The organism is Streptomyces sp. NPDC102283, from assembly GCF_044766265.1.
GTDB lineage: Bacteria > Actinomycetota > Actinomycetes > Streptomycetales > Streptomycetaceae > Streptomyces.
Window position 1 is genome coordinate 173,095 of record NZ_JBIWLQ010000010.1, and the last position, 24,544, is coordinate 197,638.

19 protein-coding genes are annotated in these 24,544 nt (G+C 72.8%); 12 read left to right on the top strand and 7 right to left on the bottom strand.

What is annotated here, in order from left to right; genetic code table 11:
• Positions 1–5 precede the first annotated feature (5 nt).
• Together ACIRJT_RS21250 and ACIRJT_RS21255 are read right to left on the bottom strand one after the other, a co-directional pair.
• On the bottom strand, positions 6–1,886 hold the full coding sequence (locus tag ACIRJT_RS21250; protein ID WP_403911346.1) for an ABC transporter ATP-binding protein: 1,881 nt from the start codon (positions 1,884–1,886) through the stop codon (positions 6–8).
• Positions 1,883–3,808 (bottom strand): ABC transporter ATP-binding protein, encoded by a 1,926-nt coding sequence (locus ACIRJT_RS21255; RefSeq protein ID WP_403911348.1) that lies wholly within the window; start codon positions 3,806–3,808, stop codon positions 1,883–1,885. The genes ACIRJT_RS21250 and ACIRJT_RS21255 overlap by 4 nt, the downstream gene beginning before the upstream one ends.
• A gap of 166 nt (positions 3,809–3,974) precedes the next feature.
• Between ACIRJT_RS21255 and ACIRJT_RS21260 the strand changes: the two genes are divergently transcribed.
• Genes ACIRJT_RS21260 through ACIRJT_RS21275 form a run of 4 tightly spaced genes read left to right on the top strand, consistent with a single transcriptional unit; the run spans position 3,975 to position 7,708 of the window.
• Complete coding sequence (locus tag ACIRJT_RS21260; protein WP_403911350.1) at positions 3,975–4,892, top strand: ABC transporter ATP-binding protein; 918 nt, start codon at positions 3,975–3,977, stop codon at positions 4,890–4,892.
• 1 nt (position 4,893) lies between these two features.
• A complete protein-coding gene (locus ACIRJT_RS21265; protein ID WP_403911352.1) occupies positions 4,894–5,694 on the top strand; it encodes an ABC transporter permease in 801 nt (266 codons plus the stop codon).
• Between the two features lie 14 nt (positions 5,695–5,708).
• A complete protein-coding gene (locus ACIRJT_RS21270) occupies positions 5,709–7,058 on the top strand; it encodes a histidine kinase (RefSeq protein ID WP_403911353.1) in 1,350 nt (449 codons plus the stop codon).
• Positions 7,055–7,708 carry a response regulator gene (locus tag ACIRJT_RS21275; RefSeq protein WP_403911355.1) on the top strand — a complete coding sequence of 218 codons (654 nt, stop codon included), beginning with the start codon at positions 7,055–7,057 and terminating at the stop codon, positions 7,706–7,708. The genes ACIRJT_RS21270 and ACIRJT_RS21275 overlap by 4 nt, the downstream gene beginning before the upstream one ends.
• A 22-nt stretch (positions 7,709–7,730) precedes the next feature.
• Here ACIRJT_RS21275 and glgX read toward each other — a convergent pair whose 3' ends face one another.
• Positions 7,731–9,989 (bottom strand): glycogen debranching protein GlgX, encoded by a 2,259-nt coding sequence (gene glgX / locus ACIRJT_RS21280; protein ID WP_403911357.1) that lies wholly within the window; start codon positions 9,987–9,989, stop codon positions 7,731–7,733.
• Between the two features lie 151 nt (positions 9,990–10,140).
• Here glgX and ACIRJT_RS21285 point away from each other — a divergent pair, with 151 nt between their 5' ends.
• The 8 genes from ACIRJT_RS21285 (at position 10,141) to ACIRJT_RS21320 (ending at position 17,992) form a co-directional block, all read left to right on the top strand.
• Entirely contained in the window at positions 10,141–11,382 is a 1,242-nt protein-coding gene (locus ACIRJT_RS21285) for an Ig-like domain-containing protein (protein WP_403911359.1), read from the top strand.
• A gap of 217 nt (positions 11,383–11,599) precedes the next feature.
• Complete coding sequence (locus ACIRJT_RS21290; RefSeq protein ID WP_403911361.1) at positions 11,600–12,847, top strand: Ig-like domain-containing protein; 1,248 nt, start codon at positions 11,600–11,602, stop codon at positions 12,845–12,847.
• A gap of 92 nt (positions 12,848–12,939) precedes the next feature.
• Entirely contained in the window at positions 12,940–13,707 is a 768-nt protein-coding gene (locus ACIRJT_RS21295; protein WP_403911362.1) for an enoyl-CoA hydratase/isomerase family protein, read from the top strand.
• A gap of 274 nt (positions 13,708–13,981) precedes the next feature.
• Complete coding sequence (locus ACIRJT_RS21300; RefSeq protein WP_371627999.1) at positions 13,982–14,497, top strand: ATP-binding protein; 516 nt, start codon at positions 13,982–13,984, stop codon at positions 14,495–14,497.
• Positions 14,498–14,908: 411 nt separating this feature from the next.
• Positions 14,909–15,772 carry a polysaccharide deacetylase family protein gene (locus ACIRJT_RS21305; RefSeq protein WP_403911364.1) on the top strand — a complete coding sequence of 288 codons (864 nt, stop codon included), beginning with the start codon at positions 14,909–14,911 and terminating at the stop codon, positions 15,770–15,772.
• A gap of 38 nt (positions 15,773–15,810) precedes the next feature.
• Positions 15,811–16,026 (top strand): EF-hand domain-containing protein, encoded by a 216-nt coding sequence (locus ACIRJT_RS21310; protein WP_403911366.1) that lies wholly within the window; start codon positions 15,811–15,813, stop codon positions 16,024–16,026.
• A gap of 140 nt (positions 16,027–16,166) precedes the next feature.
• Positions 16,167–17,234, top strand: coding sequence for a CopD family protein (locus ACIRJT_RS21315; protein WP_403911368.1), 1,068 nt, complete (start codon positions 16,167–16,169; stop codon positions 17,232–17,234).
• Between the two features lie 101 nt (positions 17,235–17,335).
• Entirely contained in the window at positions 17,336–17,992 is a 657-nt protein-coding gene (locus ACIRJT_RS21320; protein ID WP_403911562.1) for a ScbR family autoregulator-binding transcription factor, read from the top strand.
• 36 nt (positions 17,993–18,028) lie between these two features.
• Here the strand turns inward: ACIRJT_RS21320 and ACIRJT_RS21325 are convergent, their stop codons facing one another.
• The 4 genes from ACIRJT_RS21325 to ACIRJT_RS21340 all read right to left on the bottom strand — a co-directional run bounded on the left by ACIRJT_RS21325 (position 18,029) and on the right by ACIRJT_RS21340 (position 24,066).
• On the bottom strand, positions 18,029–19,498 hold the full coding sequence (locus tag ACIRJT_RS21325; protein ID WP_403911369.1) for a carboxylesterase/lipase family protein: 1,470 nt from the start codon (positions 19,496–19,498) through the stop codon (positions 18,029–18,031).
• A gap of 36 nt (positions 19,499–19,534) precedes the next feature.
• Positions 19,535–21,829 (bottom strand): peptidoglycan recognition protein, encoded by a 2,295-nt coding sequence (locus ACIRJT_RS21330; protein WP_403911370.1) that lies wholly within the window; start codon positions 21,827–21,829, stop codon positions 19,535–19,537.
• 232 nt (positions 21,830–22,061) lie between these two features.
• Entirely contained in the window at positions 22,062–23,039 is a 978-nt protein-coding gene (locus ACIRJT_RS21335; RefSeq protein ID WP_403911372.1) for a terpene synthase family protein, read from the bottom strand.
• A 448-nt stretch (positions 23,040–23,487) separates the two neighbouring features.
• Positions 23,488–24,066 (bottom strand): NADase-type glycan-binding domain-containing protein, encoded by a 579-nt coding sequence (locus ACIRJT_RS21340; RefSeq protein ID WP_403911374.1) that lies wholly within the window; start codon positions 24,064–24,066, stop codon positions 23,488–23,490.
• Between the last annotated feature and the right edge of the window lie 478 nt (positions 24,067–24,544).

Consider the following 24,544-nt stretch of genomic DNA (forward strand, 5'->3'; position numbering starts at 1 on the left):
CCCGCTCAGGCCAGGCTGTCCTTCCACGTCCGGTGCAGCCCCGCGAACCGGCCCGTCCCGCCGATCAGTTCGGCGGGTGCGCCGTCCTCCACGATCCGGCCGTGCTCCATCACCAGCACCCGGTCCGCGATCTCCACCGTGGAGAGCCGGTGGGCGATCACCACCGCCGTACGACCGTGCAGCACCGTGTCCATGGCCCGCTGCACGGCCCGCTCGCCGGGGACGTCCAGCGAGCTGGTCGCCTCGTCCAGGATCAGCACCGCCGGATTCGCCAGCAGGGCCCGGGCGAACGCGACCAACTGCCGCTGGCCCGCCGAGATGCGCCCGCCCCGCTTGCGTACGTCCGTGTCGTAGCCGTCCGGCAGGGCGGCGATGAAGTCGTGCGCGCCGATCGCCTTCGCGGCGTGCTCGATCTCCTCGCGGGTGGCGTCCGGGCGGCCGATCGCGATGTTCTCCGCGACCGTCCCGGAGAACAGGAACGCCTCCTGCGTCACCATCACCACGCCCCGGCGCAGCTCGGCCGTGTCCAGGTCGCGCAGGTCGGTGCCGTCCAGCAGGACCCGGCCCTCGGTCGGGTCGTAGAAGCGGGCCAGCAGCTTCGCCAGCGTCGACTTGCCCGCGCCCGTCGACCCGACGACCGCCACCGTCCGGCCCGCCGGGATGCGCAGATCGAAGGCGGGCAGCACCTCGCCACCCGTACGGTAGGCGAACCGCACCCCGTCGAACGTGACCTCCCGGCCCGGGAGGTCGCCCGAGCGCGGCGGCAGTTCCCTCGGCCGGTCGGTCTCCGGGACGTTCGGCGTCTGGGCCAGCAGGCCGGCGATCTTCGCCAGCGAAGCGGCCGCCGACTCGTAGGAGTTGAGGAACATCCCCAGCCGGTCGATCGGGTCGTACAGCCGGCGCATGTACAGCACCGCCGCCGCCAGCACCCCGAGCGCCAGCGTGCCGTCCGCCACCCGGTAGGCGCCCCAGAGCACCATCCCGGCCACCGCCGTGTTCGCGATCAGCCGCGAACCGATGACATAGCGCGCCATCTCCAGCATCGCGTCGCCGTTCGCCCGCTCGTGGCGGGTGTTCAGCGCGGTGAACACGGTGTCGTTGCTCCGCTCGCGGCGGAACGCCTGGACCGGGCGGATGCCGTTCATCGTCTCCGCGAACTTCACGATCACCGCGGCGATCGCCGTCGACCGCGCCGTGAACGCGACGGACGCCCGCCGCCGGTACAGGCGGACCATCAGATACAGCGGCACGAAGGAGAGCGTCGCGATCGCGCCGATGCCCAGGTCCAGCCAGAGCAGCACCAACGCGATCGACACGAACGACAGGACCACGCCGATCAGTTCCTGGAGACCCTCGCTCAGCAGCTCCCGCAACGACTCCACATCCGTCGTGGAGCGCGAGATCAGCCGGCCCGAGGTGTAGCGCTCGTGGAAGTCGACGCTGAGCGCCTGCGCGTGCCGGAAGATCCGGCCGCGCAGATCGAGCAGCACGTCCTGGTTGATCCGCGCGGCAGCCCTGATGAAGGCGTACTGGAGGACGCCCGCGCCGACGGAGCACACCGCGTAGCCGATCGCGACCGCGATCAGCGGCCCGTAGTCGTGGTCCCGGAACGCCGGAACCCCGCTGTCGATGGCGTACGCCACCAGCAGCGGGCCCGCCTGCATCGCGACCTGCTGGACCACCAGGAGCAGGGCCGACACCGCGACCCGGCCGCGCATCGGGGCCAGCAGCGAGAACAGCAGCGCCCTGGTCGCCCCGGGCGGCGCGGGCAGGTCGTCCTGGTCGAACGGGTCGTCGGCGCGCCCTCGCGCGGGCGCGGTCCGGCTCCCCGGCGGGCCGTCGTCGTCGGCGGCCGGGAGCGAGGCGTCGTCGGTGGTCGTGGTCATCGGGCACTGCCCTCCTCGGCGGAGACCTGCTGGACGGGTGCGCCCACCGAAGTGGCGGGGCGCGGTGCGGCGGACGTGTCGACCCGGTCGGCCAAGGCGTCCACCGGGTCGGCGGGCGTGTCTCCCGCACTGGCAGGAGGCGGCCCGGAAGCGGGCTCGTCCCCGGCGCCCGACATCAGCCAGGCGTACTCCGCGTTGTCGCGCAGCAACTCCTGATGCGTGCCGACCGCCGCGATCCGGCCCCCCGACAGCAGCGCCACCCGGTCGGCCAGCATCACGGTGGAGGGGCGGTGCGCCACGACCACCGCGGTCGTCCGCTCCAGGACCCGCCGCAGCGCGGCCTCCACCAGCGTCTCCGTGTGCACGTCCAGCGCGGAGAGCGGGTCGTCCAGCACCAGGAAGCGCGGCTCCCCGACCACGGCGCGGGCCAGCGCGAGGCGCTGGCGCTGGCCGCCGGACAGGCTCAGGCCCTGCTCGCCGACCTCGGTGTCCAGCCCCCGCGGCAGCTCGTGCACGAAGTCGGCCTGGGCCACCGACAGCGCCCGGCGCACCTGCTCCTCGTCCGCGTCCGCCGCGCCCATCGTCACGTTCTCGCCGACCGTCGCGGAGAACAGCGTCGGCTCCTCGAACGCCACCGAGACCAGCTCCCGCAGCCGCGAACGCTCCATCGTGGCGATGTCCTCGCCGTCCAGCGTGATCCGCCCGCCGGTCACCTCGTGCAGCCGGGGCACCAGAGCGGTGAGCGTCGTCTTGCCCGACCCCGTACCCCCGACCAGGGCCAGCGTCTCACCGGGCCGGATGTGCAGATCGATCCCGGCGAGGACCGGCGGGGAGCCCGGATCCGCGTCCGGGTAGCGGAACGCGACGCCCTCGAACACCATCCCGGGGGCGGTGTCCGGCGCGTCCGTGCGGGCGGGCGCGGCCCCGGGCTCCTCGGCCACGTCCATCACCTCGAAGTACCGGTCGGTCGCGGTCGCCGACTCCTGGCTCATCGCCAGCAGGAAGCCGATCGACTCCACCGGCCAGCGCAGCGCGAGCGCCGTGGACAGGAACGCCACCAGCGTGCCCGCGGACAGCGTCCCGTCCGCCACCTGGATGGTGCCGAGCACCAGCGCCGCGCCGATCGCCAGCTCCGGGATCGCGGTGATCAGCGCCCAGATCCCGGCGAGCAGCCGTGCCTTGCCCAGCTCCGTGGTGCGCAGCCGGTGCGACATCGCCCGGAACGCCCGCGCCTGGCTGCGGTGGCGGCCGAAGCCCTTGACGATGCGGATGCCCAGCACGCTCTCCTCGACGACCGTGGTGAGGTCGCCGACCTGGTCCTGGGCCCGGCGCGCGACCACCGAGTACTTCGTCTCGAACAGCGAGCACAGGATCATCAGCGGCACCGCGGGCGCCAGCAGCACCAGACCGAGCGCCCAGTCCTGGGCGAACAGGATGACGAATCCGACCAGGATCGTGGCCGTGTTGACGACCAGGAAGGTCAGCGGGAACGCCAGGAACATCCGCAGCAGCATCAGGTCCGTCGTCCCGCGCGACAGCAGCTGACCCGAGGCCCAGCGGTCGTGGAACGCGACCGGCAGCCGTTGCAGATGGCGGAAGAGATCCGCCCGCATCGAGGCCTCGACCCCGGCCAGCGGACGCGCCACCAGCCAGCGCCGGAGCCCGAACAGCAGCGCCTCCGCGATGCCCAGCAGCAGCAGGTACAGCGCCCCCAGCCACACCCCGCCCGGATCGCGGTCGGCGACGGGGCCGTCCACCATCCACTTCAGGACCAGCGGGATCACCAGCCCCAGGCAGGACGCCAGGATCGCCACGGAGGCGGCCGTGAACAGGCGCACCCGCACGGGTCGGACATAGGGCCACAGGCGCAGGAGGGAGCGCACGGCGGACCGGTCCGTGCGCTCTGCAGGCTTTTTGGGCATCAGGGGCGACTTTACGTTTCACCACTGACATCGGTCCTGCCAATTTCCGCCGGGCGGACCCGCTGCCGACGGCGGCGGTCGTACCCCGGGTCAACCGATCGGCTGATGCGCCGTCGAGCGTGACGGCGGATACCGCCCGCGCCCGCCCGCCGGAACCCTGGTGGACATGGCAATCATCGAAGTCAACGGGGTACGCAAGACCTACGCGGGCCGTGCCGTGGTCGACGGCGTCTCCTTCTCCGTCGACGAGGGGGAGATCTTCGGCATCCTCGGCCCCAACGGGGCGGGCAAGACCACCACCGTCGAATGCGTGGAGGGCCTGCGCATCCCCGACGCGGGCACCATCAGGGTCGCCGGGCTCGACCCCGTCGCCGACCACGACCGGGTCACGCGGCTGCTCGGCGCCCAGCTCCAGGAGAGCGAACTCCAGGCCAAACTGACCGTACGGGAGGCGCTGGAGCTGTACAGCGCGTTCTACCCGACCCCGGTCGACTGGCGTCCGCTCGCCGCCCGTCTCGGCCTCGACGAGAAGCTCACCACCCGCTTCGCCCAGCTCTCCGGCGGCCAGAAGCAGCGCCTGTTCATCGCACTCGCCCTCATCGGCAACCCGAAGGTCGTCGTGCTGGACGAGCTGACCACCGGCCTCGACCCGCGCGCCCGCCGCGACACCTGGAAGCTCATCGAGGAGATCCGCGACGGCGGGGTGACCGTCCTGCTCGTCACCCACTTCATGGAGGAGGCCCAGCGCCTCTGCGACCGGATCGCCGTCATCGACCGGGGCAAGGTCGTCGCCCTGGACACCCCGACCGGGCTGATCCGGCAGGCCACCGGCTCCACCGTGCTCTCCTTCGTGCCCTCCCGGACGCTCACCGGCCCCGACCTCACCCGGCTCAATGCGCTTCCCGGCGTCGCGACCGTGACCCCGCCCGACCGCGAGGGGGCGCTCACGCTGCACGGCACCGACGAGACGGTCGCCCCGTTCGTCGCCCTGCTCGCCGAACTCGGCGTCACCGCCCAGCGGCTGCGTATCACCGAGACCAGCCTCGACGAAGCCTTCCTCGACCTCACCGGACAGGACCTCTGACATGCCGACCGAGACCACCACCGCACCGGCCACCGCCCCCGGGTCCCGCGTCGCCCGGCGACGCGGCCCCGCGGCCGCCGTCCTGATCGCCGAGACCCGGCTCTTCCTCCGCGAACCGGGCAACCTGTTCTGGATCTTCGCCTTCCCCTCCGTTCTTCTGGTGATCCTCGGCTTCATCCCCGCCTTCAAGGAGGCGCAGGACGACCTCGGCGGACGGCGCGTCATCGACCTGTACGTCCCCATCTCGATCCTGCTCGCCATGATCACGGCGGCGGTCCAGGCGATGCCGCCGGTCCTCACCGCCTACCGCGAGCGCGGAATCCTGCGCCGGATGTCCGCCACCCCGGTGCGGCCCTCCGCCCTGCTCTGTGCCCAGATCCTGCTGCACGGCGCGGCCTGCCTCGCCTCCGCGCTCCTCGTCACCGTCGTCGGCCGGATCGCCTACGGGGTCGCGCTGCCCGAACAGCTCCTCGGCTATCTGCTGGCGCTGCTGCTCGCCGTCGCCGCCGTGCTGACTCTGGGCTCCATGATCTGCGCCCTGTCCCGGACGACGAAGGCGGCCACCGCGTTCGGCACGGGTGCCTACCTCGTGATGATGTTCAGCGCCGGGGTGTGGCTGCCCGTCCAGACGATGCCCGACGCCCTGCGCCGCATCGTGGAGATCACCCCGCTGGGGGCCGCCTCCCAGGCGCTGGAGCAGGCCGCGTCCGGGAGCTGGCCGGGCTGGATCCACCTCCTGGTCCTCGCCCTGTGGACCGCGGCTCTGGGCATCGCGGCCGCTCGACTCTTCCGGTGGCAGTGACGGAGACTGCACGCATGACGCAGCCGCCCTGCTCCCCGTACCCGTCCGGTGCGACGGGGCCCCGCACGATCGAGGAGCGCTGGGAGCAGTTCTACCGGTACGGGCCCTACGCCGTTCTCACCCTGTCCGTCCTCGTCGGGGCCGTCGCCGCCGGCCTGATCATGACCCGCACCGAGATGTACGTGGCCGGGGTCCTGGCCGTCGCGGCGTACGGGCTCCAGGGCTGGTGGGGCCGGGCCCGCCCGCGTACCGCTCCGGGCGCCCCGGCCGGGGTGGCCTACTACGGCGCCCGGACCGTCCTGGCCTTCGCGCTGTCGTGGCTCAACCCGTTCTTCGCGATCTACGCGGCGCTCAGCTACTTCGACGTCGAGCCCCTGCTGCCCAAGCGCTTCGTCCGCGTCGGGGTGCTCACCACCGCCTTCACCCTGGCCGGTTCGCAGAGCGGAGGCCTGCCGCCCGCCTCGTTGATGAACTGGGTCGCCTTCTGCGTGCTCTACATCGTCAACGCCACCCTCGCCCTCTTCTTCTGGCACGTCGGGATGCGGGAGGAGGAGAAGGCCCGCATCCAGGTCGAGACCATCGCCGAACTGGAGCGCACCAACCTCCGGCTGGAGCGGGCCATGGCGGAGAACGCGGCCCTGCACGCCCAACTCCTCGTCCAGGCCCGGGAGGCCGGGGTCGACGACGAGCGGCGCCGGCTCGCCGCCGAGATCCACGACACCCTCGCCCAGGGCCTCACCGGGATCATCGCCCAGCTCCAGGTCGTCACCTCCCTGACGGACCGCGATCCGCAGACCGCCCGCGTCCACCTGGAGCGGGCCGCCGCACTCGCCCGCCACAGCCTCGGCGAGGCCCGCCGCTCCGTGCACAACCTGGCCCCCGTCGCCCTGGAACACGACGAGTTGGCCGGCGCGCTGGAGAAGACCGTCGCCGAATGGACCGAACAGCACCGCGTCCGGGCCGACTTCACCGTCACCGGCACCGTCGAACCGGTCCACGACGAGATCGCCGCCACCCTGCTGCGCATCGCGGGCGAGGCCCTCGCCAACGCCGGCCGGCACGCCGGGGCCTCCCGGGTCGGGGTCACGCTGTCCTTCATGGACGACGAACTGACCCTGGACGTACGGGACGACGGGCGCGGCTTCGACCCCGCGGCCGCCGCCCCGGCCGACCGCACCGGCGGCTTCGGCCTCGGCGGGATGCGGGCCCGCGCGGAGCGCATGGCGGGCGCGGTCGAGGTGGAGTCGGAACCGGGTGGCGGCACGGCGGTATCGGCCAGGGTCCCCCTGGTCAGGCACCCCGTGAACAGCACCGCGGCGGCCGCTGGCCAGACCCCTGCGACCCGCCGTACGGTGCGGTCATGACCGAGAACGCCGCCCGCGCCATCAGCCTCGTCGTCGTCGACGACCACCCGGTCGTCCGGGACGGACTGCGCGGCATGTTCGCCGCCGCCCCCGGATTCGAGGTCCTCGGCGAGGCGTCGAACGGCGTCGACGCCCTCACGGCCGTCGAACGCCTCGACCCCGACGTCGTCCTGATGGACCTGCGGATGCCCGGCGGCGGGGGAGTGGCGGCCATCGCGGAGCTGACCCGGCGCGGCGCGCGCTCGAAGGTCCTGGTGCTGACCACGTACGACACCGACTCCGACACCCTGCCGGCGATCGAGGCGGGCGCGACCGGCTACCTCCTCAAGGACGCGCCGCGCGAGGAGCTGTTCGCTGCCGTCCGGGCCGCCGCCGACGGACGCGGCGTCCTGTCGCCCGCCGTCGCCTCCCGGCTGATGACCCGGGTCCGCACCCCCGCCGCCGACCTCGCCGGGACCTCCCTGTCGGCCCGCGAGCGCGAGGTGCTGGTCCTGGTGGCGCGGGGCACCACCAACCGGGAGATCGCCGCCGAGCTGTTCGTCAGCGAGGCGACCGTGAAGACCCACCTCACCCACGTCTTCGCCAAGCTGGGCGCAAAGGACCGGGCCGCCGCCGTCGCCGTCGGCTACGACCGGGGCATCCTCGGCTGACCCGGAGGCGCCGGCCCTCCTCTCAGGCCGTCACCCGCAGCAGCAGCACCGAGCGGGCCGGCACCGTCATCTCCGTACCGCCGTCCAGCACCGTGCCGGGCGCCTCGGTCTGCTCCTCCCGCGAGGTGTCCAGGACCAGTTCGTACGCGCTCGCCCACGGCGCTCCCGGCAGGGCGAAGGCCGTCGGCTCCGCGCCCGCGTGCAGGACCGCCAGGAAGCTGTCGTCGGTGACCGGCTCGCCCCGCGCGTCCCGGCCCGGGATGTCCCGCCCGGAGAGGTAGAGGCCGAGCGTGGCGGCGGGGGCGTACCAGTCGCCCTCCGTCATCTCCCGGCCGTCCCGGGCGAACCACGCCAGGTCCCGCAGCCCGTCCGGGGCCTGCGCCCGGCCGGAGAAGAACGCGCGGCGCCGCAGCACCGGATGGGCCCGGCGCAGTGTCAGCACCCGGGCCGTCAGCGCGGTCAGCTCCCGCCACGCGGGCTCCTCCAGGAGCGACCAGTCCAGCCAGCCCGTCTCGTTGTCCTGGCAGTAGGCGTTGTTGTTGCCGCCCTGTGTCCGGCCCATCTCGTCGCCCGCCACCAGCATCGGCACCCCGGTGGAGAGCAGCAGGGTGGTCAGCAGGTTACGGAGCTGACGGCGGCGCAGCGCGTTGATCTCCGGGTCGTCGCTCTCCCCCTCCGTCCCGCAGTTCCACGCCCGGTTGTCGCTCGTCCCGTCCCGGTTGCCCTCCCCGTTGGCCTCGTTGTGCTTCTGCTCGTAGCTGACCAGGTCGCGCAGGGTGAAGCCGTCGTGCGCGGTGACGAAGTTGACCGAGGCGTACGGGCGGCGGCCGCCCCAGGCGTACAGGTCGCTGGAGCCGGTCAGCCGGTAGCCGAGATCCCGTACGTCGGGGAGCGCGCCGCGCCAGAAGTCGCGCACCGCGTCGCGGTAGCGGTCGTTCCACTCGGTCCACAGGGGAGGGAAGGCACCCACCTGATAGCCGCCGCTGCCCACGTCCCACGGCTCGGCGATGAGCTTGACCCGGCGCAGCACCGGGTCCTGGGCGATCACCGCGAGGAACGGGGAGAGCATGTCGACGTCGTGCATCGAGCGGGCCAGCGCCGCCGCCAGGTCGAAGCGGAAGCCGTCGACGCCCATCTCGGTGACCCAGTAGCGCAGCGAGTCGGTGATGAGCCGCAGCACCTGGGGCTGCACCACGTGCAGGGTGTTGCCGCAGCCCGTGTAGTCGGCGTAGCGGCGCGGGTCGTCCCGCAGCCGGTAGTAGCCCCGGTTGTCGATGCCGCGCAGCGACAGCATCGGGCCCAGCTCGCCCGCCTCCGCGGTGTGGTTGTAGACGACGTCGAGGATCACCTCGATCCCGGCCTCGTGCAGCGCGTGCACCATCCGCTTGAACTCGCCGACCTGCTGGCCCGCCGTCCCCGAGGCGGAGTAGCCGGCGTGCGGGGCGAAGTAGCCGATCGAGTTGTAGCCCCAGTGGTTGCGCAGCCCGCGCCGCAGCAGATGGTCCTCGTGGGCGAACTGGTGGACCGGGAGCAGTTCGACGGCGCTCACCCCGAGCCGCGTCAGGTGCTCGATCGCGGCCGGATGCGCGAGCCCCGCGTACGTGCCGCGCAGCTGGGGCGGGATGTCCGGGTGCCGTTTGGTGAAGCCGCGCACGTGCAGCTCGTAGATCACGGAGTCCGCCCACGGGGTCTTGGGACGGCGGTCCTCCACCCAGTCGTCGTCGTCGCGCACGACGACGCCCTTGGGCACGAAGGGCGCCGAGTCCCGGTCGTCCCGCACGGTGTCGGCCACATGCTGGTCCGGCCAGTCGCGTACGTGTCCGTAGACCTCCGGCGGCAGGGTGAAGGTCCCGTCGACCGCACGGGCGTACGGGTCCAGCAGCAGCTTCGCCGCGTTCCAGCGGGCCCCCGTCCACGGGTCCCAGCGGCCGTGCACCCGGTAGCCGTAACGCTGACCGGGCCGCACCCCGGGCACGAAGCCGTGCCAGATCTCATGGGTCAGCTCGGTCAGCGGGCAGCGGGTCTCCGTGCCCCGCTCGTCGAAGAGGCACAGCTCGACCGCCTCGGCCCCGCCCGCCCACAGCGCGAAATTGGTCCCCGCCACCCCGTCCGGGCCGACCCGGAAACGGGCCCCCAGCGGCATCGGGGCCCCGGGCCAGACGGCCGGGGACGGCGCCTGGATCCGGGCGGGGGCCGTGCGGTGCGCCTCCGTGCCCTCCGCCCCGGCGCCGATCGCCGCGTCCGGATCCCTTACTGCCTCCTGCTCGGCTGCGCTGGACACCGTGTCGCCTCCCGCGGCTCGTGGGACGGGCACCTACGAGTGGCGCGCGGCGTCCCGGCCGCGGCCTCTTCGGGTAGTCCTCCCCTCTGTTCTGCCCACCGGGCGGCCCGCACTCACGTTTCCCCCGACCGGCCCTGGTCGTTGGGGGAGCGTGAACCAGACAGCGAAGAGCGCACGGGCCGGTTCGGCCGCCGTGCTGACATGGGCAGGACTGCTGACCGTGCTGGCCCTCCTGACCGGCTGCACCGACGCCCGGGAGGCCGTGTTCGACGGCAAGGCGTGGTTCTCCGGCGACGCGATCGGCGTCTTCCCCGAGGACGGCGCCAAGGACGTCGACGAGGGGACCCGCATCGCGGTGAAGGTCCCCGACGGGCGGCTGGAGAGCGTGAAGGTCATGCGGATCGAGGACGCGCGGCAGCAGACGGTGGCCGGGCGCATCGCCGACGACGGGAGGTCCTGGAAGCCGGAGCCCGCCGCGGGACGGCTCGCCCTCGCCGCGAAGTACAGCATCGACGCGGTGGCCGTGGACGGGGCGGGCCGCCGCTCCGCCCGGCACTCCACGTTCACCACGCTCGTCCCCGAGCACCGCTTCATCGGGTACTTCAAACCGGAGAACCGGTCCACCGTGGGCACCGGCATGATCGTCTCCTTCTCCTTCAACCGCCCGATCGCCGACCGGGCCGCGGTGGAGAAGGCCATCCGGGTGACGTCCGATCCGGTGGTGGAGGTCTCCGGCCACTGGTTCGGCAAGGACCGGCTCGACTTCCGCCCGAAGGCGTACTGGAAGCCCGGCACCGAGGTCACCGTCGACATCGGGCTGCGCGACGTCGAGGGCGCCCCGGGGGTCTACGGCGGCCAGGACAAGAGGGTCGTGTTCACGGTCGGCCGCTCCCAGGTCTCCCTGGTCGACGCGGAGGAGAAGACCATGGAGGTGCGCCGGGACGGCGAGCTCGTGGATACGGTCCCGATCACCGCGGGGGCCCCGAAGACGACCACGTACAACGGGAAGATGGTGGTCACCGAGATGCACGAGGTGACCCGGATGAACGGGGCCACGGTCGGCTTCACCGACAAGAAGGGCAAGGGCGAGTACGACATCAAGGACGTGCCGCACGCGATCCGGCTCACCGAGTCCGGCACCTTCCTGCACGGCAACTACTGGGCCGAGGAGTCCGTCTTCGGCGAGGAGAACGTCAGCCACGGCTGCGTCGGACTGCGCGACGTCAAGGGCGGCAGCGGCTCCACTCCCGGCGGCTGGTTCTTCGACCGGACCCTGATCGGCGACGTGGTCGAGGTGGTCAACTCCAAGGACAAGAAGGTCGCACCGGACAACGGGCTCAGCGGCTGGAACCTCGGCTGGAAGAAGTGGAAGGCCGGCTCCGCCCTGCGCTGAGACCCCGGGCTCCGTCGCGTTCCGCCCGCACCCCGCCGCTCCGCCCCGGCACCCCGCGCCACCTGCACAACTCCCCGGACCACTGGTACGGAACGGTGACATTCCGGAGGGAGTTCACCCCGCTCGCGGTGTGATTATCTTGCGGCGGCGCGCATGTTCGGCGCGCGGGGGTGCGGGCCACGGCGGGAGCCGGGCCGTGCGAGGGGAGACGACCACAGTGAACGGGCAGCCGATATCGGGGGCATCGGCCGGGGCGAGCGGGAAGCGGCGCGGCGGACCGGGGCTTCTGGCCCTGGTTCTGGGAGCACTGCTGTTGCTGGTGACGGCGTGCGGCGGCGGTGACACCGGCTCGGGGGACGAGAAGGGGCCGGCGGGCAGCGCGAAGAACAAGGACACGGCCGCCTCGCAGGCGGTGGTGACCATCGCGCCCGAGGACGGTGCGGAGTCCGTGGCGACCAGCGGTGCGCTGAAGATCGGTGCCACGCAGGGCAAGCTGACCACGGTGAAGGTCTCCGACCCCAAGGGCAACGAGGTCGAGGGCGAGATCGCGGCCGACGGCGCGAGCTGGACGCCCGAGCGTCACCTCGCCGCCTCGACGAAGTACGCGGTGCACGCGGTGGCGAAGGACGCCGAGGGACGTGAGTCGGCGAAGGACACCACCTTCACCACGCTCGTCCCGGCGAACACCTTCATCGGGCACTACACACCGGAGGACGGCTCGACCGTCGGGGTCGGCATGCCGGTCTCCATCAACTTCACCCGGGGCATCACCGACCCCGACGCGGTGGAGCGGGCCATCAGGGTGACGGCCGAGCCGGCCGTCGAGATCGAGGGCCACTGGTTCGGGAACGACCGTCTCGACTTCCGCCCGGAGAAGTACTGGGCGGCGGGCACCAAGGTGACCGTCGACCTCAACCTCGACGGCGTCGAGGGCCGGCCGGGCGTCCACGGCAAGCAGGCCAAGAAGGTGTCGTTCACCATCGGCCGCAGCCAGGTCTCCACCGTCGACGCGAGCGCGAAGCGGATGAAGGTGGTCCGTGACGGCAAGCAGATCAAGGACATCCCGATCTCCGCGGGCGCCCCGGCGACGACCACGTACAACGGTCAGATGGTCATCAGCGAGAAGCTCAAGGTGACCCGGATGAACGGCGACACCGTCGGCTTCGGCGGCGAGTACGACATCAAGGACGTGCCGCACGCCATGCGGCTGTCCACGTCGGGCACCTTCCTGCACGGCAACTACTGGGGCGCGTCCTCCATCTTCGGCAGCAGCAACACCAGCCACGGCTGCGTCGGTCTGCGCGATGTGCGCGGCGGCTACGACAACCAGACGCCGGCGGCCTGGTTCTACAACAAGTCGCTGATCGGCGACGTGGTCATCGTGAAGAACTCCCACGACAAGACCATCCAGCCCGACAACGGCCTCAACGGCTGGAACATGGACTGGGAGGAGTGGAAGAAGTAGGACTCCTTCCGCTCCCCGACCGACCCGGCGGGCCCGGTGCTGTGACCAACGGCACCGGGCCCGCCGGCGTTAGCCTTGGTTAACCTGCCTCCATGACTGTGACCCTCGAAGTACGCGACGGCGTCGGCACGATCCTTCTGGACCGGCCGCCCATGAACGCCCTGGACGTGGCGATCCAGGACCGGCTGCGGGAACTGGCCGAGGAGGCGACCCGGCGCGAGGACGTGCGGTCCGTGGTCCTCTACGGCGGCGAGAAGGTGTTCGCGGCGGGCGCGGACATCAAGGAGATGCAGGCGATGGACCACACCGCGATGGTGATCCGGTCCAAGGGCCTCCAGGACGCCTTCACCGCCGTCGCCCGCATCCCCAAGCCGGTCGTCGCCGCCGTCACCGGCTACGCGCTCGGCGGCGGATGCGAACTGGCGCTCTGCGCCGACTTCCGGATCGCCGCGGACAACGCCAAGCTGGGCCAGCCGGAGATCCTCCTCGGCCTGATCCCGGGAGCGGGCGGCACCCAGCGGCTCGCCCGGCTGATCGGCCCCTCCCGGGCCAAGGACCTCATCTTCACCGGCCGCATGGTCAAGGCCGATGAGGCTCTGACGCTGGGTCTGGTCGACCGGGTGGTCCCGGCCGCCGAGGTCCACGACCAGGCCCAGGCCTGGGCCGCCAAGCTGGCCAAGGGCCCCGCGCTGGCGCTGCGCGCGGCCAAGGAGTCGATCGACGCCGGGCTGGAGACGGACCTCGACACCGGGCTCACCATCGAACGGAACTGGTTCTCCGGACTGTTCGCCACCGAGGACCGCGAGCGGGGCATGCGCAGCTTCGTCGAGGAGGGGCCGGGGAAGGCCTCTTTCCTCTGATCGGTAGTCAGAACGGGTGGCCCGGTAGTCGGGTCGGGCGGTCCCGCGCGGGGAGTTCATCCGTCAGAGCGGATTATCCGGGCCTTAAGGCAACCTTAAGGCCCGGTACCGCCTCCGGCCGGGCGGTTCTCCTCGGGTGGGGGATCGTCGCAGCTCAACGGGGTCGCCCGGGGAGCTGTGGTGCCATGGGCATATGCCAAAAGCCTGCCGCGGGAGGGGTCGTTCCGGGGTGCCGATTCCTCCGGAACGGCCCCGGAGGGCGATCCGTGCGGCCATGATGGTGGGCATGGCGGGCTTGGAGGGTGTGGATCAGCCGCGACCGCGCAGCAGCGCGACCGCGGCACGCTGGACGTCGACCATGGATGACGAACAGGCGTTCAAGGCGCTGGAGTTGTTCGGGAATCCGACCGAGGAGGAGGTCCGGCTGCCGTCCCGACCGGAGTCGGCGGCGACGGCCCGGCGCATCACTTCCTGTGTCGTGCTCCGCCAGTGGGCGCTCTCGCCCCAGACCGCCGAGTACGCGGTGCTCCTGGTCTCCGAGCTCGTGGGGAACGCGGTACGCCACACCGGGGCCCGGGTCTTCGGGTTGCGGATGGTCCGCCGCCGGGGCTGGATCCGCGTCGAGGTGCGTGATCCCTCGCGCGGGCTGCCGTGCCTGATGCCGGTGCGCGAGATGGACGTCAGCGGCCGCGGGCTCTTCCTCGTCGACAAGCTCTCCGACCGCTGGGGTGTGGATCTGCTGCCGCGCGGCAAGACCACGTGGTTCGAGATGCGCATCTCCGACCGCTGACCGGTAACCGCTGACCGCCGGCCCCGGTCGCGCCGGGCACGCAGAAGCCCCCGGTCGGCCGTGGTGCGGCGCTGCGGGGGCTTCTGGCGGGGGCCGTGGAATGGGGGGTGTGTCCACGGCCGCTTGGGAACGACCTGTGCCCGGGTCAGTGGGGGTCGTGGCTCCGACTATGGCAGACGGGCGACCACGGTGCCAAAGCGACTTGTCGGGCTATTCATGGAACAACCGGTCATGCGTCGATTGAATCGCAGGTGTGCTCGATCACTCGCCTGGCAATCCATGCATCTTTATGGCAACGCCTGAATGTTTCATTGATCATCCGTTGAACTGCTCAATCGCCCCATTTCGCCCATCCTGCCTCTACTGTGTCCGGGGAATCGGTGGAACCCGTGGAGCGCGAGGTGGTCGGGCATGGACGGACACAGGGCGCCGATGGGTCGCCGGGGCGCGCTGGGCGCGGGGGCCGGGGCGCTGGCCGCCGCCCTCGCCGCGGGCTGCGCCCGGAGCGACGGGGCGGGCGGCGCCGCCGGACCCGCGGCCGTCACCCGCCCTCCCGGCGAGGCCCCCGCCCCGACCGCCTCCGGCACCCCCGCCCCCACCCCCTCCCGGGCCGCCGCCCCCGCCCCGCACCGCTTCCCCGGGCTGCCCTTCCGGATCGCGCACGGCCCCCGCGACCGGCCCCGCGTCGCCCTCACCTTCGACGGTCGGGGCGACCCGGACCTCGCCCACGCCGCACTCGCCCGGTGCGAACAGGCCGGAGCGCGCGTCACGGTGCTCGCGGTCGGCGCCTGGCTCGCCGAACACCCCGGCCTGGCCCGCCGGATCCTCGACGGGGGCCACGAGATCGGCAACCACACCGAGCACCACCTCGACCTCGCGTCCCTGGACGAACGCGCGGCGTACGAGGAGATCGCCGCCTGCGCCCGGCGGCTGCGCCGGCTCACCGGGTCCATCGGCGCCTGGTTCCGCCCCTCGCCCACCGCGTACGCCTCCCCGCTCCTCCAGCGCCTCGCCCAGCGGGCCGGCTACCCCCATGTCCTCGGCTGCGACGTGGAGTCGCTCGACCACGCGGCCACCCGCGTCGCCGCCGTCACCCGCAAGGTCGCGGGGGAGCTGCGCAACGGGTCGGTGGTGGAGCTGAGCCTCGGCCGCCCGGTCACCGTCGACGCGCTGCCGCTGCTGCTCGCCGAGATCGGCCGTCGCGGACTGCGCGCGGTGACGGCCACGGAGCTGCTGGGCCGACCGGCCGCCGATGTCACCCGGACGGCCCGATAATCTGACCCTGACATTCGGCATCACGAAGGGGCGGAACTGTGGCGGACATCGAGTCGGCGCGGACGGCATTCCAGCGGTTCGACAGAGACGGCGACGGGCTCATCACGGCCAACGAGTACAAGAGCGCGATGGCCCAGCTGGGCGACCCCTTCGTCACCGAGACGGTGGCGCAGGCGATCATCAACGCCCACGACGCCAACGGTGACGGCCTGCTCACCTTCGACGAGTTCTGGGCCTCGCAGAACAAGGCCTGATCCGCCGCGGCGGCCGGCCCCGCGATGTCGGGGCCGGCCGCCGGGTTCGTCCGGGGGAGTCCCTCACGGAGTCTTCCGGGCCATCCGTCCACCGTGCGCGGCTTGCTGTGCCTTTGTCCACCGGCCAGGATCGAGCCGTGATGTTCTCCGGACCCCCTGCCGACCCGGCCGCGCCGACCGGGCCCGGCCAGCCCGCGGCGGTGGCCGTACCGGCGCCGACGGACGGCGCGCCCTTCGCCGGCGGGATACCCGGGGGACCGCCCGGACCGCGGGCCGGACGCTCCTGGACCGCTCCCCTCCTGCTCTGCGCCGCGGGCGTCCTCGCGCTCCTCGTGGCGCTGCTCGGCCCCGGCCTCGTGGCACGCGGCACCGGGGAGCTCCGGATACCCGGCGCGGGGCTCACCACCGTGCTCCGCACCGTCCTGTTCGCCGCGCTCGCCCTCCACCTCGGCGAACTCCTCGCCCCGCAGCTCGTCCGGCCCGTCCGGGGCCGTCCCCGCACCGCCGTGCGGAGCTGGGCGGTGTACGCCTCGCTCGCCGGGGCGGCCGCCGCGGCCGGGCAGATCGTCCGGCTCGCCGCCGTCAGCGATCTCGGGATCACCGAGACCTACGGCACCCGCGAGGGCGGCCTGCTCCTCCTCATCGCCAACGGCCTGGTCCTCGCCGCCGTCTGCGCCGCGAGCAGGCGCCCGGCCCTCGCGCTCGCCCCGCTCGCCCTCGTCATCGGCGCGGAGGCCCTGCGCGCGCATCCGGAGGCGTACAGCCCGGAGTTCGGCGCCGCCCTCACCGTCGTCCATCTGACCGCCGCGTCGCTGTGGACCGGCGGTCTGCTGCACGTCCTGCGCACCATGCGGCTCTGGCGCGGCTCACCCGTCGCGGCCCGCGCACTGCTCGGCCGGTACGCGCGCCTGGCGATCTGGCTGTACGTCGCCCTCGCCGCCACCGGCACGGCGTCGACCCTGCGCCGGCTGCCGCTGGACGTGGTGTTCACCTCCGCCTACGGGCGCACCCTGCTGGTCAAGCTGGCGCTGATGACCGTGGTCAGCGTGCTGGCGGTGGCGGCCCGGCGGCGGATGCTCCGGGACGCCGACCCGTCGGCCGCCCACCGGCTGGCCCGCCGCGAACAGGCCGTCCTGGGCCTGGTCGTGGTGGTCTCGGCGATCCTCACCGTGGTCCCCGACCCGCACTGGATCTCCCTGCGGCCTTGAGGGCCGCTCGTTCGGCGAGGCCCGACATCCGGCCGCGTACCGGGAGCGTGCTCCCGGGCCCCCGGGTAGCGTCGAAGGCGACCGAGGGAGGCGTGACGGCGATGCAGGAGTACGGGGAGAGCGAGGACCGCGACGAGCACACGGCCCGGCGGCTCGTCGAGGCCGCCGGAGTCGTGATCGACCAGACCGGGTACGCCGGTGCGTCGACCTCGGAGATCGTGCGCCGGGCCGGAGTCTCCCGCGAGGCCCTCCACCACCACTTCGAGGGCAAGGAACAGCTCGGCAACGCGATCCTGGACCGTCAGCACGCGTTCTTCCAGCAGATCTCCGAGCAGGCGGATGAGGGCCCGGCTCCCCAGGTCTGGCTCCAGGCGCTGATCGACATCAGCCACCTCTACACCGCCGGCATCCTGGAGGACCCCGTCCTGCGGGCCGCCGTGCGCCTCTCGATCGAACCGGGCCCCTACCTGACCGCCGAGAGTTACGCGGGCCCGCTCGGGGCCGTCACCGCCGTCCTCGAATCCGCCCGTGCCGCCGACGAACTCCAGGACCACGTCACCCCGGAGGAGGCATCCCGGACCATCGTCGGGTGCTACAGCGGAGTGCAGCTGCTCGCGCTCGCCCTCGACGAGCGCGATGCCCTGCACCAGCAGGTCAGCGCCATGTGGGCCCTGATCATGCCCGGACTCGCCCGCACCGCCGTCCTCACCCGGCTGCGCCTGAGCGCACCACCCGCGGACACCGCGCGACAGCGGTGACCCCCGGCCCGGTCCGCGCCGGGGCTCCCCGCGGCCTCAGCGCCTGTACGGCTTCCAGCCGCGCAACTCGTCGTCGCGCGGGGCCAGGACCAGCTCCGGATCGCCCGGACCGAAGACCCTGACGGGCCGTCGCGCGTCCCAGGACGGCCACCCCGGGTCCCCCACCGTCACGAAGTCCACCCACGCCCGGTGCATCGCGTCCGCCAGCTCCTGCGGGGCGTCCGGTCCGGTGAGGGCCATCGTGTCGGGGTGGGCGAGCGTGTCGAAGACGAAGCCCAGCTCCAGCGCGTGACAGGAGCCGAGGCGCTGTACGGGGGTGGGCCAGCCGAACTCGTACACATACGTGGCACCCGGCGCCCGCGTCCGGGCGTCGGCCAGCCGGTTGAGCGGGACCCGCAGCAGCAGGTCCGTGGCGAGCGCGCCGAGGATCTCGCCGGGGGTGGCGTCCGGGCGGTTGGCGCGGTAGGTGCGGGCGGTGGCGCCCGGCACCCCGAACTTCAGCAGGGCGAGGCGGAGCCGTAGCTCACCGATCCTCTCGGTGAGGCCGCCGGGCACGAACCAGAGCCGGTACTCCTCGGTGTTCGTGCCCAGCAGCACGTCGATCCCGGCGGACGCGCCCGCGTGCAGCGCCTCCACCGGGTCGTGGGGCAGCAGTTCGCCGTCCACGACCAGCTGGAAGGAGGCGCGGCCGGTCAGCGGGTTCCCGCCGCTGGTGACCTCGGTCTGCGCGGTCAGCAGCGCCTCGGGGTCCACGGCTGCCAGCGCGGCGGCCGTCGCGGGCACCCCGAGCCGCTGCGCGATCAGCCCGGTCGTCCCGCGCGCGGCGGCGGGCGGCAGCGCGGCGGGCGCCCCGCTCTGGAGGACCGCCCGCCGCAGCAGCCCCGCCGACCGGGGCGAGGCCAGCAGGGCGGCGATGCTGATCGCCCCCGCCGACTCCCCGGCCACCGTCACCCGGTCCGGGTCGCCGCCGAACGCCGCGATGTTGTCGCGCACCCACTCCAGGGCGGCCAGCTGGTCCAGGAGACCCCGGTTGGCGGGCGCGTCCGGGAAGACCCCGAAGCCCTCGACGCCCAGGCGGTAGTTGACCGAGACGAGGACCACCCCGTCCCGGGCGAACGCGGTCCCGTCGTACACCGGCACCGCCGAGGAGCCGTGCACCAGCGAGCCGCCGTGGATCCACACGAGGACGGGAAGCCCGGCGGCCCCGGGCGAGGGCGTCCACACGTTGAGGTTGAGCCAGCCGTCGCCCGGCACCTCCGGGTCCGGCAGCAGCCGGTCCAGCGGCGGGGCGTAGGGCCGCTTGGGGGCCGTCGGGCCGTACGCCACGGCCTCGCGCACCCCCGTCCACGGCTCGGGCGGCCTCGGCGCGCGGAACCTCTCCGCGCCCACCGGCGGGGCCGCGTACGGGATGCCGAGGAAGACCGCGACGCCCCGTTCCACCGCACCGCGCACGGTGCCGTGCACGGTCCTCACCTGCGGGGAAGCCCCCGCCACGATGTCGGACATGTGCCAACCCCTCTCGCGGTGCGGTGGTCCGGGCGGCTACTTCAGGTAGACCAGCCCGTCCGTGGTCAGGGCCGGGCGGCCCTTCGTGCCGACGACCACGATCTTGACGGTGTGCTTGCCGCCGGCGGACCAGGACTTCGTCCAGATCGCCTGCCGGTACTTCGTGGCCGAGGACTTCAGGTCCACCGTGGCGGCCTTCTTCCCGTCGACATAGACGTATGCCTGCCCCGAAGTGGCGGCCCGCGACACCACCCAGGCGGCTGACCGGCCGGTGAACGTCCAGGTCAGACTGGCGCCCTTGGTGCTGCTGGAGTACGACTTGCCGCCCAGGTAGCTGCCGGAGGACTTTGTGGTCCACTTCCCGCCCTTCTTGGCGGCGGACTCCTGGAGGAACACCGGGGTGCCGGAGACCGAGGCGGCGGCCGTGTTGCCCGCGCGGTCGTACGCCGTCATCTTCCAGGCGGTCGCCCTCGCGGGCTTCACGGTGTGCGAGGCGCTGGTCGTGGTCGGGCCGTAGGTCTTCGCGACGGGGGCGGTGAGCCGGACCTCCTTGAGGGAGGCGGCGTCGGTGGCCTTCCACTTCAGGGTGAGCGGGACGGCCGTGGTGTTCACCGTGCCGGTGCGCAGGGTGAGGGCCGGCTTGGTGGAGAAGACCGGCGGTGCGGTGTCGGCGACCACGGTCGCGACCGGGGACAGGGACGTCTTCCCCGACTGGTGGGTGGCCCGGACCTGCACGGAGTGCTTGCCGGCGGCGAGGGTGGCCGGGGCCGAGGTGACGTTGCCCTTGACCGTGGCCACCGGCTTTCCGTCGACGAGCAGTTCGTAGCCCTTGACGAAGGAGGAGGGGGTGGTCGCCTTCCAGCCGACGGTGATCTTCGACCGGGTGTAGTACGTGGAGCCGGAGGCGCTCGCCCCGGTCACCGAGGCGATGGTGAGACCGGTGACGGGCCCGGCGGCCAGGGAGCGGATGGCCGGAAGCTGGGCGTGGAGACTGCCGCCGGGGCACTGGGTGTTGAACCCGTCCCGGTGTCCGGAGATCTGCCGGAAGGGGTAGGCCTTGCCCGCGACGAACTTCTGGCCGGCGAAGTTGCCGCCGTTCGCCCCGGCGGTGAGCTGGGTGGAACCTGCCGGGTCGCCCTTGTACTGGCCCAGCTTCCACGCGGCGACCCGGGCGACCGAGGTGGTCGCGGCGGTCGCGGCCTTGGTGTCGGTGTACATGCCGATCACGGCGATTCCGGTGGTGTCCCGGTTGAAGCCGTAGGTGTGCGCGCCCATCACGGGCCGGTCCACACCGCCCTTGCGGCCCTCGAAGACCGTGCCGCACTTGTCGACGATGAAGTTGTAGCCGAGGTCCTTCCAGCCGTTCGACTGCACGTGGTACGTGTGCAGACCGCGCACGATGGCCGCCGAGTCGGCGCAGGAGTACGCGTTCGTCTGCGCCGTGTGGTGGACGAAGACGGCCTTGACCCCGTCCAGGTAGTCGGGCGCCTCGGTGCTGAGCGACTCGTCCGCCTTCCAGGCCGCCCGGGAGACGATCGGCGGCCGGGGAACGGTGGACGGCGGGCCGGGCGTGAGCGTCGGCGACGGTGCGGTGGTGGGCGTCGTCGGCGGGGCGGACGGCGTCGGGGGCTCGGTGCTCGGGCTCGGCGTGGGGCTCGGCGGCGCCGGGGCCTCGGTGGTCGGGGTGGGCGAAGGATCGTCCGTGGGCTCCTCGACCGGGTCCTCCGCGGGCGGGGTGACCGGGAGCTCCTCGCCGGGCGTGGGCTCCTCGGTGGGGGTCTCCTCGACGGCGAACGCGGCCGGTTCGGCGGCGAGCGGGGTGGTGGTGCCACCCGGGTCCACCGTGTCGAGCCGCAGTCCCGCGGGCAGCCCGGACCGGGCGCCGTCCCCGGCCCGGACGCGGACCTCGACGCCGTCGGAGGCGCCGACCCAGCGGGGTTCGGTGGTGCCGCGGACGCCGGACCGGCCGGTCTCGGTGCGCCCGTCGATCTCGGTGTCCAGGGGCAGCCAGCCGGTCCATTCGCCGGTGGCGGCGGAGCGGGTACGGGCCTCGACGCTCCCCGTCACCTTGGCGGCGGGATCGGTCCAGGTGACGCCGAGCAGGCTGAACGGTTCGGTGTCGCGACGCGCGAGCGACGCGGAGCCGCCGTCCGGCGAGGTCTTCAGCGCGGCCTTGTGCACATCGGCCTCCACCGGGGCGGACTTGGCGTCCGCCGCCCGCCCGTCGCGGTCGGCGTCGGAGGTGCCGGTCACTCCCTGGAACACCAGGACACCCGCCACGGCCGCCGTCGTGACGGCGGCCGTGGTCCAAACTCTTCGCTGTGCTCTCACGTGTGACTCCCCGAGGACGACGCTGGCTGGAAGGCAGGGCATTCCGGCCGGTCAGTCGCTGACCGGGGGCACGACGCGTGCGTCGGCCCGGTCGGTGGGGCGACCCGGGACATGCTTGCGGGCCCCAGTCTTCCATGCGGTCGAACCGCACCCCGCCCCACCCTGTCGGCGTCCGGCAGGAAACGTTCGGGTCGCCGTGCCACGCGGAGACGGTCGTCGCGGGCCGGGGTGTTCAGGCGGCGAAGTGCTGGGACAGCGAGTCCCGTTCGTCCAGTTCCACCAGATCCGGGCGGGTGTAGCGCTCGGCGCGCGCGTGGTAGTCGAAGTCGCCCCGTACGAGTCCCCGGTAGTCCTGGACACAGCGCTCCAGGGCCGCCCGGGTCGGGCCGCCGATGCCCGCAGCCTCGATTTCCTCGAGCAGTTCCTTTTCCGCCCGCTGCACCCGCTCGGCAATCCGGGCCAGTTGGACAGCGGCCTCGTCGACCGCCTCCTGGAGGGTGCAGCCCCGGTCGCGCTGAATCAGCCGTACGGCGTTGTGCTCGTACCCGAGAGCGGCTTCCTTCTCGAAGGAACAGATGTCGTTGCAGAGCCCGGAATGATCGGTGACCGCGTTTCGCAGGGCGATATAGGCGGGCAGGCTCCGGGCGGAATCCGGGAGGTCGATTCCGGCGGTGATCTCGTGCAGGCAGAGAAAGGGCTGCATGGCGACCGAATCCCGCCGGTGCTTGGCGAAGTCGGCCCGGCTCGGCACCTGTCCGGCGGCGCGCTCGACGGCCTCGGCGTAGTACGTCCACAGCCAGGCGGCCGTATCCCGCCGGAACTGCCGGTTCCACTGCGGCGACCGGCCGCGGCAGGTGCGGTCCCGCAGTCCGGCGAGCGCCCGCTCCATCGGCCCGCTCGGCGCGGCCCCGTCGAGGACGTCCACCAGGCGCGTGATCGCTCTCTCGCACATCAGCGGATCGCGTCCGGCCGGGCCGTCGTCGAACTCGTCATCCACCAGGAAGGCCCAGAAGAGCCATTGACAGAAGAGGTCGAGATGCTTCTGTGCGGCCTGCGGGAAGATGAGGGAAATCCATAATTCCGGGCGGGTCCGGATCATCTTCTTCCGGGCCGGTACGGACAGATCGAGCCCTTCGGACTCGGCCCATTCCCAGGCTGCCCCACGGGTTTCCGCCAGGCCTGGATGACATCCGGCACTCTGGAAGGGCATGTGAAACGCCGGTAACGTGATATGGCTCATTGCTGACCCTCGTCTGATGAATACGGGCGGACGATGTGAACGACGCATTCCGGGTGATCGGGCAGGGGACGGGCCGGCCCGGAGGCGGCGGCCGGGAGCCCGGCGGCCGGGCGGCGGGGCGACGTGCGAGGTGGGAGGGTCATCGCAGTCCTCATTCCTCCGCCGGGAGCCCGGGGCGTCGGGGCAGGGGTGGCGAGCCGGTGGGCGGGCGCGTCACCATGGGTGATGCCCAGTCAACCCCGAGTGGGGGCGCGGAGGGAAGCCGTTTGTGACCGAAAATGCTTGATCGTCAATAACTCTCTTATCGCCACTGGGTAGTTGGTGACCTCGCGGGGCACGCGGTGCGGCAGTGACCGGAGTGGGACCGGGCGTGTCGGGTGAAGGGCGGAGCGACGGCTTCCGGCTCGGGCGCGCCTGCTCAGGTGCGCTTGAAGAACTCGATCTCGCCGACCGCGATCGGCCGGCTCTCACCCTGGCCGGCCGCCTCCCGCAGCACCAGCCGGACGGAGACGACGTCGCTGATGCCCAACCGTGTCTCCTGCTTGCCGGGCTTGTCGTTGAAGGTCACCGTCTTCTTGTGCACCTTGTCGTCCTTCGTGGTGACGATCAGCTCCGCCCGGGTCGGCCGCGCACCCCTCCGGAACTCCTGCGGCTCCTTCGACACGCCGGTGTACACCACGACGCCGACCAGCCGGAACGGCGTCCGGAACGAGGAGGTCAGCGACGCGCCGAGCGCGGGGGCGCCCCAGTACTTGTTCGTCAGGCTGTCGATCGCCGCGCTCGCCGGGTGACCGGGAGCCGAGGCGCTGGCGGCCACCCCGGTGGGGCTGATCTCCGCCGTGCCGCCGAGCTTGTCCCGGACGTCCTCGTAGACGTAGCGCCCGAGCGGGAAGAACAGGAAGCCCGCGAGCAGCAGCCCGGCCACGACCAGGACCAGCAGCGTCCGCCGCAGCGCCCGGCCCGAACCGCCGCGTACCCGGCGGCGGAACGGCCACACGGTGCGCCACCACGGCAGGGCCGCGGGCTGTTCCCGGGGCCGGAGCGGAGCGGCGCACCGCCGGCAGAACTGACGCCCTGGGAGGTTCGGCGTGCCGCAGGCCGGGCAGGGCGGGCCGTCCGGGGTCTCGTCCGCCGCCACCGGCCGCACCACGGGCCGTCGGGCCACGGGCCTGGCCGGCCGCACGGCCCCGATCGGTTCGTTCTCCTCGTCCGCATCGGACGCACTCCCGGAAGCCGGTGCGGGGGCCGGGATTCCGGGGCGTACGGGAGCGGGAGCGGGCCGCGCCGGGGGCACGGGCGGTGTCACCGGTACGGGCCGGGCCGGGGGCGCGGTGGGCTGCGGCGGTACGGGAGCGGGAGCGGGAGCCGACCGGGGCGGCGCGGGCGGCTGTTCGGGGCGCGGCGGCTGTTCGGGCCGCTCCGAGGGCGAGGGCGAGGGCGAAGGGGCAGGGGCAGGCGCGGGTGGAGGAGTCGGT